This window comes from Novipirellula artificiosorum (assembly GCF_007860135.1).
Taxonomy (GTDB): Bacteria; Planctomycetota; Planctomycetia; order Pirellulales; family Pirellulaceae; genus Novipirellula_A; species Novipirellula_A artificiosorum.
Genome location: NZ_SJPV01000012.1, coordinates 54759 through 70981 on the forward strand (window position 1 = coordinate 54759; position 16223 = coordinate 70981).

The following is a 16223-nucleotide window of genomic DNA, read 5'->3' on the forward strand; positions in this document are numbered from 1 at the left end:
ACGTCACCCTAAACATCGTAGGAATGACCGTCTTCCTGGTAGACCACTTTATAGAGATCCCGTTGGCGATCATTCCAGTTTTGGACGGATCCCGTCTTGCGATGGCGACGCAATTGCTCAAAATCCAAATCGTGGATGATAACCGTTTCTACATTCGGATTGCATTCGGCGGCAATGGCATCACGTGCAAACTCCGCGTCCGACGGAGTGTAAATACCCGATTGAGCGTAGTGAATGTCGGAATTCTCCACGAAGGGCAAGTTCCCAGTACACCCGCTGATCGCCACGTAGATTTGGTTCTCGATGCAACGTGCTTGCGAGCAGTAGCGTACGCGCAGGTAGCCATGCCGCGTATCGGTGTTGTAAGGAACAAAGATGATCTGTGCTCCTTTATTGGTTGCAATTCGGGTCAACTCAGGGAACTCAATGTCATAGCAGATTTGGATTGCGACGGGACCGCAATCGGTCTCGAACACCTCGACGCTGCGTCCTGGATTGACGCCCCACCACTTCCGTTCGCTGGGGGTGATGTGGATCTTGTATTGTTTGCCGATCGAACCATCGCGACGGAACAAGTAAGCAATGTTGTAGAGCAAGTCGTTTTCGATCACGAACTGCGATCCACCGATCACATTGATGTCGTACTTGACGGCCATTTCGGTGAACAGGTCCAAGTACTGCGGCGTGAAGGCAGCCAATTGTCGCGCAGCTTGGCCAGGACGCGAAGACTCAACGCACGAGAGCAACTGAGTTGTGAACAATTCAGGAAACAGAACGAAGTCGCATTTGTAGTCCGACGCCGTGTCGAGAAAGAACTCGCACTGCTGAGCAAACTCGTCGAAACCCTTGATTGTCCGCAACTGGTATTGAACGACACAGATCCGTATCGGCTCCACCACATGATGAAACCGCCGCTTTGCTCCTTCGACGTATTCGAGGTTGCTCCAGATCGCGTGGGTCGCATAACCGCACGAATCGCTGTCCGAGGGCAAGTAGTTTGGGGTCAGACCTCGAACCACAAATCCATTGGATAGTTGGGCCGTCAACACGGGGTCGTAGTGAATCTTCTCTAGAACGCTATCAATATACTCGCGAGCCGACATCTTGTCCGCATATTGCCGATAGCCTGGGATCCGGCCGCCGATAATGATTTGAGCAAGATTTTTTTGGCGGCATAGTTCTTTCCGGGCCGCGTAAAGCCGCCGCGACAGTTTCATGCCACGGAACTCGGGATCCACCATGATCTCGATCCCGTACAACGTATCGCCCTTCGCTTTATGGTTGCGAATGTAGCCACTGTCGGAGATCACCTTCCAGTTATGCCACTCCAGCGTGGCATCGTATTCCAAGATCACGCTTGAGGACGAAGCGGCAAGTCTGCCGTCAATCTCGACGCAAATCTGGCCTTCCGGGAAGATCGAAAGTTGGCTTTCAAGTTGATCACGCCCCCACGGTTCCATTCCCGGGAAACACTTTTCCGCCAGCGCAATCACCGCATCGATGTCATCGTGCGTTAGCGGGCGAACAACGGTTTTCCATTCGAATTCAGAGAGATCAAGCGGTTCCATCCAAGGATCCTTGGGGTCGATGTGAGATTGCTACGAGGGAATTTGCTACCGCCGGCAACCGCATACGCCGTACCAAGTTGGATGTTTTTTCTGGCCAAGCGTGACGTAAAGGGGCCCAGATGCCGCAGTGAGTCTCGAAACTGCCATCCTTTTCGGAGTAAACGCAGGCTGGCAGCTTCCTTCCTCTCTTTACGAGAAGGATGCTCCAGTCCTCTGTCCCCGCCAGGAATTCACGCTCGGGGTCTGTCAAAGCACGAGCAATCGCCGGAACTGGCAAACTATTTTCCAATTGACAAAATGGTTGCCAACTTAACGGGTCAAAGGCTCGAGAGAGTTACCTTGTTCGAAAACCTTTCGCACCGACGCATACGCGATCGAACTTCGGTACTTTTCCTCCAACGCGATCGCTTCGCCAAGGTAACGGTTTGCCGCAAGAAGATCGTCACCTCTTGCCGCCCGAAGGGCAAGGTCGGCAAGCCCAGCGGCGAGCGAGGCATCCTGCTCCACGCTGGCCAACCACTTCGCAGCTTCGCTCCAGCAATGGGATTCCGCACCTCGAGTCGCTTTTGCGGCGAGCATCGCTTGGCGACTGCGCAAACCGCTCAGATCAATCCCGAGCGAACCAAATTGCGTTGTCCAATGACACCCAGTCCACAACGACTTGGCGACCCTGATCGCATCTCGCAGCGCATTCCAATCATTCATAAATTGGCTCAAAAAAGTGGGATAACGCCCCCCTGACACGCCTGGCACGACGGACATAGACTTCTCGTAGGGCAAACGACGTGCCCAAAACCATCAAGCGAATCATCAATGAAAACGGACCCAACAAAAACGATGGAGCTGGAGGAACGGGATCGCTTGCTGCAAGTCCAACGAAGACGGCAACGACTGGAGTCTCTTGGCAGTCTCGCCAGCGGCATTGCACATGATCTCAATAATTTGCTGACGCCGATCCTGATGAGTTGCCGGATGCTCCAACGCGAGAACACGAACATCGACCGCGACGCTTTGCTGGAAACCATCGGCAGCAGCGCGAGTCGCGGAGCCGAGTTGATTGCCCAACTGCTGACCTTTGCACGCGGTGGTGATGGCGAACATCTACCGATCCGTGTTGATCAAATTGCCCCCGAGGTGATCGCGATTTTGCGACATACGTTGCCGCCAGGAATTGAATTAGTATTGGAAGTTGAGCCGGATTTGCCTGTCGTCCTTGGCGACGCGACCGAAATCGGGCAGGTCCTGATGAACCTTGCAATCAACGCACGCGATGCAATGCCCGCTACCGGCCAGCTCGGAATCCAAGTCACTCGAACCACACTGAAAACCGAACGCCCTTACACCTATGCAACGATGCAACCGGGTGAATACGTCACGATCACCGTTTCCGATACGGGGATCGGAATCCCGCGAGATGTCCGCGAGCGAATGTTTGATCCGTTCTTCACGACCAAAGATCGAGGCCAGGGCACGGGACTTGGCCTGAGCACGTCAATCGGCATCGTGCGTAGCCATCATGGTGCGGTCGAAGTGCAATCGACGGTTGGCCAAGGAACCCGGATCTCGGTGATCTTGCCCGCGTGGAACGACAACAACCAAGCTGAATCATGAACACAAACGAAACCAACACGCTCTTGGTGATCGATGACGATCCGTTGATCTTGCAAGTCATGCGGCTCTGCTTGCCTGAGCCAGACTACCACGTCTTGACGGCGCAATCTGCAGCACAAGGGTTGAAGCTATTCGTGCAGCACGAACCCGATGCCGTCCTACTTGATATTCAGTTGCCGGACGAGTCGGGACTGACAGCGCTTCAGCAGTTCCTTGATCTGGATCGACGTGTCCCTGTGATTCTGATGACCGGACATGGAACAGCCGAGACTGCGATCGGCGCGATGAGTGGCGGAGCGTTCGAGTACATCACCAAGCCGTTTGAGCCCGATGACATGCTTCCCGTGATCGACTCCGCACTGGAAACAAGCCTGATGGCTCGGCGGCCCGCTGTGTTGCCATCGGAAGACCAAGAAGCCCCCCAAGTGACGAGCGATCGTGTGCTGGGAAACTGTCCGGCGATGGTTGAAGTGTTTCGCTCAATTGGCCGAGTCGCGTCTCGCGACGTTGCGGTCTTGATCCTGGGAGAAACCGGGACGGGGAAAGAAGTCGTCGCGAGGGCGATTTATCAGCATAGTTCTCGCCAGGACCGAGTGTTCCATGCAATCAATTGTGCCGCGATTCCCGACGCATTACTCGAAAGTGAATTGTTTGGACATGAAAAAGGGGCGTTTACGGGAGCCGATCAGAAGCGAATCGGTAAATTCGAAATTTGCAATGGCGGCACGCTGTTCCTCGACGAAATTGGCGACATGGCACCCGCCATGCAGATGAAATTGCTGCGAGTCTTGCAAGAGAAAGAGTTCGAGCGTGTCGGTGGCAGCCGACCGATCAAGACGGACGTCCGGATCCTTGCTGCCACCAACCGCGACTTGGTTGCCGCAATGGCCGACGGTAGCTTTCGAAGCGACCTGTTCTACCGGCTCAATGAGTTCACCATGCGGTTGCCCGCACTTCGTGAACGTGGCGATGACGTGAAGCAGATGATTGAGTATTTTTTTGCCCAATTCGCGGCGTTACTTGGTAAACCTTTGATCTCCATTGCGCCCGAGACGATGCAGCATCTGATGCGTCACCCATGGCCGGGAAATGTGCGGGAGTTGCAGGGCGTTATCAAGCAAACGCTCTTGAAGGCCAGCGGCCCAGTGATCACCCCCGGTTTTTTACCCTGCGGTTTCGCAGGCGTTTTTGGCGAGCATTCCGTGGCTGCGGTGTCCGAGTCGTCAAGTTGGGAGTCCGGCTTGCGCGCTCGTGTCGGCGAACTTGCGATCGACGGTTCGCACGGCATCTCCGCGGAAATTCACGATGCGGTTGACCGGATCATGATACGCGAGGTGCTCGCGGCAAACCAAGGAAACCTCAGTGCGACCTGCAATCGGCTCGGTATCAGTCGGCCCACGTTACGCAGTCGGCTGAAACAATTGGGCCTGCAACCCGGCATCCCGAAACGTTAGCAGCACACGGAAATCCGAACAACGACAATGGCTTTCTGGCATTCGCGAGGCACCAGGCATCTGTTATGTTTCGCCGCTTACCCATCCCGTCTCGAGGAACCCCGATCGTGAAGACACTAAGTTTCAACAACTATGAAACCGAAGAATTCTTCGATGAATTGATTACGGAAGCTGGAGAATCACGGGATGGAGCCGAACGGCTGGTCCAACGGATCAATAGCCTCAGTGACGAAGAACTGATGGCCCGGCAACGTGAGATTGAAGCCGCACTGTTACGGATGGGAATCACCTTCACGGTGTATGGAGACAATGCGGGTACCGAGAAAATTTTCCCGTTTGATTTGATTCCTCGAATTGTCATGGCATCGGATTGGCAGCATATCGAAGCGGGCCTGAAGCAGCGAATTGCGACACTGAATAAGTTCTTGAATGATATCTACCACGATCAAGAAATCGTGAAGGAGGGGATTCTGCCTCGTGAAATGCTTGATAAGGCCAAGTCTTTTCGGCCGCAGTGCGTTGGTTTAAACCCACCCGGTGGCGTTTGGTGCCATATCACGGGGACCGATTTGGTTCGTCATAGTGATGGTGCGATCTATGTCCTTGAAGATAACCTGCGCTGTCCGTCGGGCGTTTCTTACGTGCTCCAGAATCGCTTGGTGATGAAACGCAGCTTTCCAAACGCATTCGCCGATTCCCGTGTCCGTCCGGTGGTGAACTACCCCAATCAATTGCTCGAAACGATGCTCAGTGTCGCACCCCAGGGGGTCGAGGAGCCAACGGTGGTTGTGTTGACGCCCGGCATCTACAACTCGGCCTACTACGAGCATTCGTTCCTGGCGCAGCAAATGGGTGTCGAGCTTGTGCAGGGCGATGACTTGGTCGTTCAGGATGATCGTGTCTACATGTTTACGACCGATGGTTTGGCTCAGGTCGACGTAATCTATCGGCGTATTGACGATGATTTCATGGATCCCCAGAGCTTTCGAAAAGACTCGATGCTGGGAGTCCCAGGGCTGATGCAGGCTTATCGCAAGGGGAACGTGACGTTGTGCAACGCACCAGGTACAGGGGTGGCCGACGACAAAGTCATCTACGCCTATGTTCCGGAGATGATTCGCTACTACTTGGGCGAGGAACCCATTCTGCCAAACGTTCCGACCTATGTTTGCCAGCGGGAAGAAGATCGCAAGTACGTCTTGGCTCACCTCGACGAATTAGTCGTCAAAGCCGCCAATGAAGCTGGCGGCTATGGCATGCTGATTGGACCGCACTCGACGAAGGCACAGCAACAAGAATTTGCGGAGTTGATCAAGGCTGATCCGCGCAACTACATTGCCCAGCCCACCCTTGCTCTCTCGCGCGTACCGACCATCGTAGGCGATCATTTTGAAGGGAGACATGTTGATTTGCGACCCTACATTTTGTGTGGTAAGTCGATTTGGGTTCTGCCCGGGGGGCTGACACGAGTCGCGCTCAAGAAAGGTTCTTTGGTTGTCAACTCGTCGCAGGGCGGAGGCAGTAAGGACACCTGGGTGATTGCCGGGCATCACGTCGAAGTCGCGGACCCAGAAGGTTCACTCTAAGTCTCGCTCGCTTGTCGCTTTGGCGCTACTCGAATGTTCCTCCATCGTCCAAGTTTCTCAACACAAGTAAGATAGTAAAATGCTCAGTCGCGTTGCGAGTTCGATCTACTGGATGGCAAGGTACGTTGAACGCTCAGAGAATCTGGCCCGCTTTGTCGAGGTTGCTTACAATGTGTCGCTGGACCATACGACGGCTGAGCAGTGGGAACCCTTGGTTCGGGCCACGGGCGACGAAAAATACTTCCTGGACAAGTATGCTGACTACACTTCAGAAAACGTTCGCCAATTTTTGACGTTCGATCCAGAGTATGCGAGTTCGATGTTGTCGTGCCTGACAGCAGCTCGTGAGAATGCACGGACCGTTCGAGAAGCAATCTCGTCGGAATCGTGGGAAACGCTCAATGACTTCTATTTGTTTCTTCAACAAGCGTCCAAACGCGATCTTTCCTATGCAAATTCTGATTTGTATATGGAAATCAAGAGGCGGTGCCACCTATTCAGTGGCGTCTTCGATAGCACGATGTCCCGAGACAAGGGATGGTACTTTGCCAATATCGGACGGTTCTTGGAGCGTGCTGATAAAACCAGTCGCATTCTCGATGTCAAGTATTTCACGCTTTTGCCAAACGTTTCGGACATCGGTACCACCGTTGACGATTTGCTCTGGTCGTCGGTGTTGCGCAGCGTCAGCGGATTCGAGATGTTTCGAAAAAGCTACCATACCTTGACCATCGAACGGATACTCGATTTTTTGGTCTTGGACACCCGCTTTCCAAGAGCCATCACCTACTGTGTTCAGACCGCAGCGGGATCCTTGTCGAAAGTGGGAGGGCCAGCGGATAGCGCCGATAACGTTGCGTTACAACTTGCGGAGACGCTGCTACAGAAGCTGTCTTCCGCTACGAATCACTCCATCATTGACGGCGGTTTTCACGAGTTCATCGACTCGCTACAAACCGATCTGAATGTGCTCGGCGCAGCGATCGGTGAAACGTACTTTGCCAAACGTGCTCAAAAAACTTCCCCATTGCAAACACAATCGTCCTGACAGCGCCACTTAGTGGTCGATTCACCGTAATTTGCCAAATTAATCACGGACTGAGCGGCAAGACGCTATGAAGAAGCCCGCAAAATTGTGCTCGCACATGAGGCGAGGCACAAATCGAATGACGAACCGGCCGGGCAATGGAAATGCACTCACCGTGGTCAACAAAACGAACCGACGTTTGACGTCTGTTGGAAGCGCCAAACCGAACACGTGTTTGCCGATAAGCAACCAAACTAGATTGGCTCGACAAAATCGGGCCATTGATGACCGTCATGCAATTTGCGGCATGCAACAAGTTCGAGATGCAGAAGCCGACGACGGCGATCCCACCTATGTCACGCAATTGGATGACATGGTTCGTATGGGCCGGGAGGCGGGACTGCAGACGGTCTTCAAGTTGGTCGTTTACGACCTTCGGCCCTTTGGCGACGCCCAATGGGATGCCATCTACCAAAACACCGACGGTACCCAGGATGCGTTGGTAGCGGCATGGAGCAAGCTCTGGATCCGCTACAAGGACGAGCCGTCCGTTTTCGGCTACGACCTGCTCAACGAGCCGCAACGCGGGCTTGATCCCGACGAGGAACGCTGCTGTAGCGAACAACGACTCCCCACGCTGCGCCGACTGGCCGATGCGCTGCACGCCATCAGCCCCAGCCAGTGGGCGCTCTACCAGCCGTTGTATAAAGTAATTGGCACGGGCGAGGGACCATTCCTGCCGATGCCAGAACCGTTCGGCCGCGAACGCGTGGTGTATGCGCCGCACCTTTACTCGATGGACCTCGCAATGATGAACAAGACGCTCGCCCGCCCGCGCCCGCTGGTAATCGCCGGTCACCTCCAGCGCTACGGCTTCGACTTCACCACACGCACTCTGGAAGTGAGCCTCAGCCCTGACGCCACGCTCGGCAGCACCGAGATCTTCGTATCAGCGGATCGTTTTTATCCCGACGGCTTTCGCGTCGAAGTGGGGTCGGGGATAGGATTGTCTTGGGCCCCGGGCGACGCGCAACTGCACACGGTGAATGCCGCCGGCGGGACAGATCGCGAACAGGCCGGCATCATTCAATGGAATGCCGATTCACTGCACCTTGTTATCAAGAAATGGATCATCTCCGCGCCCAGGCTGACAGTGAGAATCTCGCCACAGCCGAAGCGACCATGAATCGACTCATTCAGTATCACAAATGAAACACATCCTATCCCTCGCTATCACCGCCCTGCTGTACTCACCGATGGTATCGGTGGACGCCGCCGATAGACCAGCACCGCAGCGATCTAACGCATTGGTCATGTTCTTCACCGACAACGGCAGCGGCGTCGGGCCTTTAAAGACCAAGCCGCCAGTGAAACTCATCCTCGACACCGACATGTCGGGCGACGCCGATGACGCAGGAACGCTGGCCATGCTTCATGCCATGGCAGACCGCGGTGAGTGCGAGTTGCTCGCCACCATCGTGAATCGGGCCGATCTCACCAAGGCCTCGGCGGCGGCGGTGGATGCCATCAACACCTACTACGGACGTCCCAACCTCCCGATCGGCACCGACAAAGTCGGCCCGACCGCGCTGCAGCGAACCAGTCTCTACACGCTCGGCCTGCGTGACGGTTTCCCGAACGACATCGGGCCGGACGACCTAGCCCCCGACGCGCTCGACGTCTACCGCCGCGTGCTGGCCGCGGAGCCGGACGGCAGCGTGACGGTTTGCAGTGTGGGCGCACTCTCCAATCTGGCGGAACTTTGGCGGCGCGAGCCGCTTCTGGTTCGCGCAAAGATCCGCCGCTTGGTAGTGATGGGCGGCCAGTTTACTGCTGCCAAGAAACCCGAGACCAACATCGCCACTCATCCGGAGGCGGCGCGTCTGGTGGCGGCGGAATGGCCCACCGAGATCGTGTGGCAGGGCTTCGAGGTGGGAAATCCCGTGATCACCGGCGAAGCGCTGAAGCGAACACCTGTTGGCAATCCCGTGCGGCGGGCCTTCGAACTGCGTCTCTTTGACAAACGTCCCTCGATTGAGGGCGGCCAACCCAGCTATGATCAGGCAGCGGCTTTCTATGCGGTGCGGGGAGTGAATTCAGAACTCTGGAGTGAGCAACGCGGCGGCCGCGTGGTGATCGATGAACAGGGCTTTTCCAGATGGGTGGCCGATGCCGCCAGTCCACAGGTCGTGGTGACCCGCATTTGTGTTCCCGAGCTCTTGGCGGGGAAGATCGAAGCCTTGATGATCGCCCCCCCGGCAAATTGATGCCCCCAGAAAGAGGGTGCCGACGAGACGCGAGCCGGCGATCACGCAAACCTAAAGACCGCCCGGATTCCCTTTTTTAGGCCATCGAGCCGCGTCCCAGCCTTCCCACGGAGAAAAACTTATGGACCGCCGTGCTTTCCTCACTGCCACTTCGACCACGCTCGCTCTGTCCTCGGTCGCTGCGGCCGCCACCTCCCGTAAAGCACGCGTTGGTGTCATCGGTCATACGGGACGCGGCAATTATGGGCACGGGCTTGATACGGTTTGGCTGCACGTTCCCGAAGCGACGGTCATCGGCGTTGCAGACCCGGATGAAAGCGGGCTCGCGCAAGCAATGAAACGGCTCGGCACGGAGGACGGCTTCGCCGACTATCGGGCGATGTTGGAGGCGGTCAAACCAGAGGTCGTCGCCATCTGCCCGCGACATCCCGACCAGCGACGCGACATGATCATCGCGTCGATCGAGGCGGGAGCGAAAGGCGTCTACGTCGAGAAACCGTTCTGCCGGACTCCCGCGGAAGCAGACGATGTCATCGCCGTTGCCGAAGAGCACCGGGCAAAAATCGCTATCGCCCACCGCAACCGCTACCACCCGACACTGCGAGTGATCGACAAGTTGATGGCCGACGGCGAGCTCGGCAAGGTGCTCGAAATCCGCGGCCGCGGCAAAGGAGATCAACGGGGTGGCGGCGAGGACTTGTGGGTGCTCGGTTCGCACACGCTGAATTTGATCAACTACTTCGGCGGCAAACCGCTGACCTGTTCGGCGGTGATGAAGCAGGACGGGCGTCGTGTCACCGGGGCTGATGTGAAGCAGGGCAACGAAGCCTTGGGGCCGTTGGCCGGCAACGAAGTCCATGCGAGGTATGAGATGGAACGTGGCATGATTGCGTACTTTGATTCGATCGCCAACGACGAGACTCGCAATCAGGGATTTGGCCTGCAGATCATCGGCAGCAAAGGCATCGTGGCGATGAGGTGCGATCTTCACCCGTTAGCTCACTTCGTGCCCGGCAACCCATTTGAACCGACCGACAAACCGCGTCCATGGATTCCGATCTCATCGGCCGGGGTCGGGCAACCGGAACCATGCACTGACCTGGAGGAGATGATCTCGCATCATGGCAGCCCGGCACGCGACCTTCTTACTTCGATGGGAACGGAGCGGCAGCCGCTTTGCAACGCTTACGAAGGCCGGACGATCGTCGAGATGATCTGTGGTGTGTTCGTGTCGCACCGGCAGGAAGGAGCCGCGGTCGAGTTTCCGCTGAAGGAGCGAGGCAATGCGCTCGCCACACGATGAGCGTCGCTGCGGAACGCCGAGCGTACAGCGATCTGCCGCTCGGAAAAACCAAGCGAACGCAAAAGGTTGATGACCGTCCTGCCCTTAGGGTGCCGAACCCGCGGTAAGCGCCGCCGGCTCAGAAGACTGCAATAGCACTTCCGCATCGAACTGAAAATTGTCGACGGTGATGTGGCCCCAACCGCTTGTCGATTCATCGACGACTTTGAGAAACAACTTGGTGCCGGCATAGGGCGTCAGATCCCAATCAACCGTTTGCATCATCTGGTTGTTGATTCCGTGTGCCTTTTTCAGTTCGGCGCCCTCGGCGGTGCACAAGGCGACATAAGTGCCTTTCCCACTCCCCCCGCCGACGCGGAAAGTCATTGGGCCACCTTTGGGAATAAACGGCGGCGAGACGATCACTCCGGTTTGTGAGTCCGATCCTTTGGCTGCATCGGCACTGCCTTCAAGCGTGGTCAGGTAGTACTTACCCTGCTTGTTGTATTCTCCCTTATCACCGAAGAAGAAATCGCGACTGCCGATTGGATGTCCGAAGTTCCCTTTTGTCACGATCCATGGTTTCAGCTTGCCCGACTCGAAGTCGAACGACGCGGCTCGGATACTTGGCATTGCCGCCGTCTTCTTTGCAGGGTTGCCCGGCACAGCTGCATTAGATTTCGCATTCCGCGGACGAGGCCTCGGCGGTGCGTAGGTTGCAAGGAGCGTGCTCATTTCCTTTACCCTCTCAGGATAGTCGCTATACAGATTTCGCGTCTGGTTCAGATCCGCATCCAGATCGTAGAGCTGAGCGGGTGGCGCATCGGGCTGGATCCGGCCGTCCTCGATATCGCTGTTCACGCTTCCGACAAAGGATGCACACACCGGTCCGCCAGCAGCATGATCACCAGGCCCGCCCTTAAAGCCTCCAGCACCCTGAGCGCCGATGTAGACCCACTTTCCCTTGCGAATGGCAAGATGAGTGGGCTTGTTGGGACAAAGGACAAGCGTGTCTCGCAAAGGAAACTCTGGATCACCCATCAGTGCAGTCAGAACGTTGACACTGTCTGCACGCTGCTCTTTGCTCAAGCTCTGCTGCGTGAGTGCGGCAAAGGTGGCCAACATATCCACACCACTAATCAGCTGTGTGGAGGTGGTCCCCGGTTCGATCCGGCCGGGCCATCGGGCGATGAACGGTACGCGATGCCCGCCTTCCCAGACACCAAACTTAAACCCCAGCAGTTCACCGTTCACTCGGTGCCCCATCTCGAAGGCTTTCTGGCCACCGTGATTGAACATACCGCCGTTGTCACTGGTTAAGATCACGAGCGTATTCTCCGCGACGCCCTTCTCTTCAAGCGCCGTCATGACCTTGCCAACGATCCAGTCCAGCTCGTGGATGAAGTCTCCATACAGACCACATTGACTGGTTCCCTGAAAATGGGGAGCCGGCGTAAACGGATGATGGATGTTGGTAGTGGAGAGGTAGAGAAAAAACGGCTTATCCGACTGTTCACCGATCCAATGGGTCGCCCGCTCGGCCAGCGTCGTCCCCAATGTGAAGTCGTTATAGAGTTTGTGAGCTGCTTCTGCGCCGCCAAAAAAGTTGGGGACGCGATTGCCGTGCTGTTCGGTCAGTGGAGTGATGGGGCTGGCCTTGTCACCCGGTTTACGCCCCAAGTAGACAAGCGGATCCTCTACAACACGACCGTAGACCTGGTCATTCTCCACAAAGACGTACGGCGGAGCACTGTTCACAAGAGGGACGCCAAAAAAGTAGTCGAAACCAAGATCCAGTGGCCCTGGCCGCAACGGTTGCTTCCAGCCGTTCGTTCCCTTACCAAATCCTAGATGCCATTTTCCCACAGCAGCTGTGTTGTAACCACTCTGTTTGAATACATCGGCAATGGTGAGCTTTTCGGTGTCAACAAGAAGCGGCGAGGTGATCGGCGCGGGCCCCCATATGTTCTTTCGCGCGGGATACTCTCCCGTCAGCAAACCATAGCGAGAAGGAGTGCAAACGGCCGATGCTGAATGAGCATCCGTGAAACGACGTCCTTCGGCAGCAAGCTGATCGATGTTGGGCGTCTGCACCTTCGTTGCGCCATAGCAACCGAGGTCGCCGTAGCCAAGATCATCGGCGAAAATCAGAACGACGTTGGGCGGTTGCTCCGCTGCGAGGGACGTACAAGTCGTCAGCAGAAGGGTGCTCAGAACTTGAGCGAGTGAAATCAATCTCATGAGTCTATTTCAAAAGAGGTTCTTCGGATGTCGACAGAGTCGACATGTTCGGCGCTGCTTCTTTGCTCGGCGATTGGTTGACGATCCAGATATTCCTGAACTTCACAGGGGAGCCGTGCTCCTGCAACACGATCGGCGAAAGCGGTTCCTCTGGGAAAGCGGCGTACTTGTTCCGCCGCAGCGCCAGTTTGAAGTCGTCGTGGATCAACGTGCCGTTTAGCCGCACCGTTACACGGGCCGCGCCCTTTTCAGTCATGAATCCATTTGCGCCAATCTGCGCCGCTTGGTATTCCAAATCGATGGTTTGCCACTCACCCCGTGGGAGCGCTGCGTTCACGTCAGGGATACGGATTTGATAGATCGCACCGCAGTCACCCAAGCCAGGGCTTTCCTTTTCTAGACGGTTCAGCAGCTGCAGTTCATACAACGGTCCGAAGAATACTCCGCTGTTGCCGTCGCCTTCTTTGGGTAACTGAAACTCCAGATGCAGGCGGTAGTCGCCGAATTTCTCTTTCGTACAGAGAAACTGTTTCCGACGTTTGCCTTCGACTTCAAAGGCGATCTGCATTGCCTCGCCATCGACAAGCTTCCACTGAATCTCTTTTTGATCGTCGTTCGGATTGATCCACTGAAACGAGAACGGCTTCCAAGCATCAAAGTTCGACCCATCGAAAAGCACCGTCGCCCCTGGGGGTGGAGCAAGTCCGAGCGTCGGAGGAACGGAGCCAGACGCGTCCTTTGCCGTAGCCAAGGTTGGATGGACAAAGCACAATGCGCTCGCTAGACAGCCAGAAGTGAAAAGGGAAGAAGTGAAGAAAGAGAATGGGTTCAAAGTTGAGTACTCCAAATTAAAAGGACGCATTTTTCAGTTCGAACGGCTGGAAACTAAACAACGCAACGACGCATTGGGTTGGCGCGTATTCAGGGGAAGCGTTAAGGGGTTTTCTCGCCTATTCACGATTCGACCACTTCAACGGTAATTTCTTGGAAGGCTGTATTCTCACCACCGCCAGTTGAGGTGACGGGTGAAACGGCCCACACAATCCAACGGAAATTGCCAAGAGATTCATTTGGCGCGGCGCGCAACGAAGCCGCTGTGTAGTTGGCCGTCGACTTGCCGGTATCAATCGTGCCAAGCGCAGTGTAGGCACTCAGGTCCCAGCCGGGATCGGTCGCTGCATCGCTGCCGTACAAGACTAGCTTTTGAGCACCGCGAAAACCCTTATAGTTATTGGACCAACTGGTGATGGCGGTGACCGATTTCGTTGTGCCCAGGTCCATCTTGTAAGATCCATTTCGAACACCGTTGCCGAATACCGGTCCGATACTTGGGGCAAGCTCTCCATCGCAAAGGGCCTGGAGCGGCTCATTCCTGGTTGTTGGATTTGCCGTAACCGTCCAGGTGGAAGCTACAGCCAGCGGAAGCTTCGTAAAGCCTGCGGCGCTGATAGCGGTTTCGATGACCCGCTCTGCTCCTGGCATGACAAAAGGTGTCACAGTCGGATGCCTGCGTCCCATCGCGTCATCACGCCCTTCCAAATCAACCTCCTTCGTTCCCGTCAACACATTATCTGCATCGTGAACGATCACGTTCGGGTGGTGCTGGTCCTCGTCGGTCACGATCTCGAAAGTCCAAGCATGATCACTCTGCCCCAGATCGGCCGGGGGCGTGATTTCTAAACCTTGCTGCGTCATTTGTGAACTCACGTTTGCATCGGATCCAAGCAGGCGAACGGACTCAATCTTATCCGCGTCCCACCCGGCCGTCCCCGTGATGACAAATGACGCATCGGGCTTTTTGAGTTTGATCGCGAATAGCTTTTTCCCGTTGGTTGTGAAAGCCAGATGCTCGTTTTGCTGCTCGCTCTCTTTCCAATAACGCGAACCATAAATGGCTTCACCATTGACCTTCAGCCAACGCTTCATCGCTATCAGACGTTCCATTTGAGGCTCAGGAATACTGCCATCTGCCCTCGGGCCAATGTTCACGAGAAAGTTTCCGTTGCGACTGATCACCTCGACCATCTCGTGAATCACGCTTTCAATGCTCTTGTATTTGTCGCCTTCCAGATATCCATACGACGTTCCAAAGGTCGTGCAGCTTTCCCATTTCGGTCCGATCACTTTGAGTTTCAGGTTGTCTTTCTCCAAACATCCGACCCCGGCGGGCCAATTGCGATTGCCCCCTTTATTGTTGACGTAAACCTCTGCCCCGCGCGCTGCCCCCTCGTTCATGAAATCCGTGATCATCAGCCGACACTGATCGTAGAAATATTGGACTTCCGGTTTCGCTTGGCCAGAGAGCACCTGGTTTCCGTCACGCGTCCAAATCGGGATATCATCTAACCACAAGAAATCAGGCTCATACTTCGTCTGAATCTCTTTCCAACGCGCCACATAATCGTCGACAAACGCTTTGGTTAATCCGAACGGCCCATACAAAGAGGCCGCCTTGGGAACACGTCGGATTTCTTCGGCAATATCATCCTGCGGCTCCGCATTGACGACGTACAGTTTCTTTGCAAAAAAGGTTTGGTGGCGTTCACGATGATAGGACGGTGCAAATTTCAGTCCCTGCTTCTTCAATGCTTTTCCCAGATCGCCGACCAAGTCCCGTTTCGGACCCATGTCCATCGCGTTCCATGGAGTGAGGTCCGAGTCCCAGTTTGCCCAGCCGTCGTGATGTTCGGCCGTCATCACGCAATACTTGAAACCGACGTCCGCAAATAGCTTTGCCCACGCATCGGGGTCCCAGTGTTCGGCTTTGAATTCGGGAATGATATCCTTGTAGCCGAACTCTGGTGGTGTCGCTCCCCAGCGCTTTTGCATGTAGGGGTAGTAGTGATCTTGCCCTGAATAGAGTTGCTTGGGGACGTGCTCGGCATAGCCGCGTCCTCCCTGGCGGTAGCCAATGACACTGTAAGGCCCCCAATGAATGAAGATGCCGATCTTTCCGTCATCAAACCAAGCCGGCACTGGCATTTTCTGCAACGACTCCCAACTGCCGTCGTAGCGCGGCTCTGCAGCAATCGCGACTTGTGTCTGGATAAAAACAATTGCCAGAAAGACGAAAGGTGTCGTTCTTCTTGTTTGACTCATGGCTGTAACTCACTTGGTGGATGGCATCGACATTGGTTTCGATGATCGGTTTGATTGGCTCGCGGTCGAATCGGCTAGTGAATTTTCT

12 protein-coding genes are annotated in these 16223 nt (G+C 55.5%); 7 read left to right on the forward strand and 5 right to left on the reverse strand.

Translation table 11 applies throughout. The annotated features are described in order from the left end of the window. Positions 1-8: 8 nt before the first annotated feature. Together Poly41_RS25790 and Poly41_RS25795 are read right to left on the reverse strand one after the other, a co-directional pair. Positions 9-1568, reverse strand: a complete 1560-nt coding sequence (locus Poly41_RS25790) for a bifunctional GNAT family N-acetyltransferase/carbon-nitrogen hydrolase family protein (protein ID WP_146530256.1) — start codon at positions 1566-1568, stop codon at positions 9-11. 309 nt (positions 1569-1877) lie between these two features. After that, positions 1878-2273, reverse strand: a complete 396-nt coding sequence (locus Poly41_RS25795; RefSeq protein ID WP_146530257.1) for a hypothetical protein — start codon at positions 2271-2273, stop codon at positions 1878-1880. Between the two features lie 108 nt (positions 2274-2381). On the opposite strand from Poly41_RS25795, the gene Poly41_RS25800 reads away from it, so the two are divergent. The 7 genes from Poly41_RS25800 to Poly41_RS25830 all read left to right on the forward strand — a co-directional run bounded on the left by Poly41_RS25800 (position 2382) and on the right by Poly41_RS25830 (position 10816). Continuing rightward, a complete protein-coding gene (locus Poly41_RS25800) occupies positions 2382-3179 on the forward strand; it encodes a sensor histidine kinase (RefSeq protein ID WP_146530258.1) in 798 nt (265 codons plus the stop codon). Beyond that, positions 3176-4633, forward strand: coding sequence for a sigma-54-dependent transcriptional regulator (locus Poly41_RS25805; protein ID WP_146530259.1), 1458 nt, complete (start codon positions 3176-3178; stop codon positions 4631-4633). The genes Poly41_RS25800 and Poly41_RS25805 overlap by 4 nt, the downstream gene beginning before the upstream one ends. Before the next feature lie 107 nt (positions 4634-4740). Continuing rightward, a complete protein-coding gene (locus tag Poly41_RS25810) occupies positions 4741-6219 on the forward strand; it encodes a circularly permuted type 2 ATP-grasp protein (RefSeq protein ID WP_231615940.1) in 1479 nt (492 codons plus the stop codon). Between the two features lie 79 nt (positions 6220-6298). Next, entirely contained in the window at positions 6299-7267 is a 969-nt protein-coding gene (locus Poly41_RS25815; protein ID WP_146530261.1) for an alpha-E domain-containing protein, read from the forward strand. A gap of 118 nt (positions 7268-7385) precedes the next feature. Further along, the gene (locus Poly41_RS25820) at positions 7386-8432 is read left to right on the forward strand and encodes a glycoside hydrolase family 5 protein (protein WP_197231631.1); all 1047 of its coding nucleotides are present in this window, start codon (positions 7386-7388) and stop codon (positions 8430-8432) included. Positions 8433-8454: 22 nt separating this feature from the next. Then, positions 8455-9513, forward strand: a complete 1059-nt coding sequence (locus Poly41_RS25825; protein WP_231615941.1) for a nucleoside hydrolase — start codon at positions 8455-8457, stop codon at positions 9511-9513. Between the two features lie 121 nt (positions 9514-9634). Further along, positions 9635-10816 (forward strand): Gfo/Idh/MocA family protein, encoded by a 1182-nt coding sequence (locus Poly41_RS25830; protein WP_146530263.1) that lies wholly within the window; start codon positions 9635-9637, stop codon positions 10814-10816. 84 nt (positions 10817-10900) lie between these two features. Here the strand turns inward: Poly41_RS25830 and Poly41_RS25835 are convergent, their stop codons facing one another. The 3 genes from Poly41_RS25835 to Poly41_RS25845 form a co-directional block, all read right to left on the reverse strand. Further along, positions 10901-13036, reverse strand: coding sequence for a sulfatase family protein (locus tag Poly41_RS25835; protein ID WP_146530264.1), 2136 nt, complete (start codon positions 13034-13036; stop codon positions 10901-10903). 4 nt (positions 13037-13040) lie between these two features. Next, positions 13041-13715, reverse strand: coding sequence for a 3-keto-disaccharide hydrolase (locus tag Poly41_RS25840; RefSeq protein ID WP_197231632.1), 675 nt, complete (start codon positions 13713-13715; stop codon positions 13041-13043). Between the two features lie 275 nt (positions 13716-13990). After that, on the reverse strand, positions 13991-16135 hold the full coding sequence (locus Poly41_RS25845) for an alpha-L-fucosidase (RefSeq protein WP_146530266.1): 2145 nt from the start codon (positions 16133-16135) through the stop codon (positions 13991-13993). Positions 16136-16223 lie beyond the last annotated feature (88 nt).

Bases quoted from the DNA above. Each gene is read 5' to 3' on its own strand.
- Poly41_RS25790 (WP_146530256.1), bottom strand. From the start codon at position 1,568: ATGGAACCGCTTGATCTCTCTGAATTCGAATGGAAAACCGTTGTTCGC.
- Poly41_RS25795 (WP_146530257.1), bottom strand. From the start codon at position 2,273: ATGAATGATTGGAATGCGCTGCGAGATGCGATCAGGGTCGCCAAGTCG.
- Poly41_RS25800 (WP_146530258.1), top strand. From the start codon at position 2,382: ATGAAAACGGACCCAACAAAAACGATGGAGCTGGAGGAACGGGATCGC.
- Poly41_RS25805 (WP_146530259.1), top strand. From the start codon at position 3,176: ATGAACACAAACGAAACCAACACGCTCTTGGTGATCGATGACGATCCG.
- Poly41_RS25815 (WP_146530261.1), top strand. From the start codon at position 6,299: ATGCTCAGTCGCGTTGCGAGTTCGATCTACTGGATGGCAAGGTACGTT.
- Poly41_RS25820 (WP_197231631.1), top strand. From the start codon at position 7,386: ATGACGAACCGGCCGGGCAATGGAAATGCACTCACCGTGGTCAACAAA.
- Poly41_RS25825 (WP_231615941.1), top strand. From the start codon at position 8,455: ATGAAACACATCCTATCCCTCGCTATCACCGCCCTGCTGTACTCACCG.
- Poly41_RS25830 (WP_146530263.1), top strand. From the start codon at position 9,635: ATGGACCGCCGTGCTTTCCTCACTGCCACTTCGACCACGCTCGCTCTG.
- Poly41_RS25835 (WP_146530264.1), bottom strand. From the start codon at position 13,036: ATGAGATTGATTTCACTCGCTCAAGTTCTGAGCACCCTTCTGCTGACG.
- Poly41_RS25845 (WP_146530266.1), bottom strand. From the start codon at position 16,135: ATGAGTCAAACAAGAAGAACGACACCTTTCGTCTTTCTGGCAATTGTT.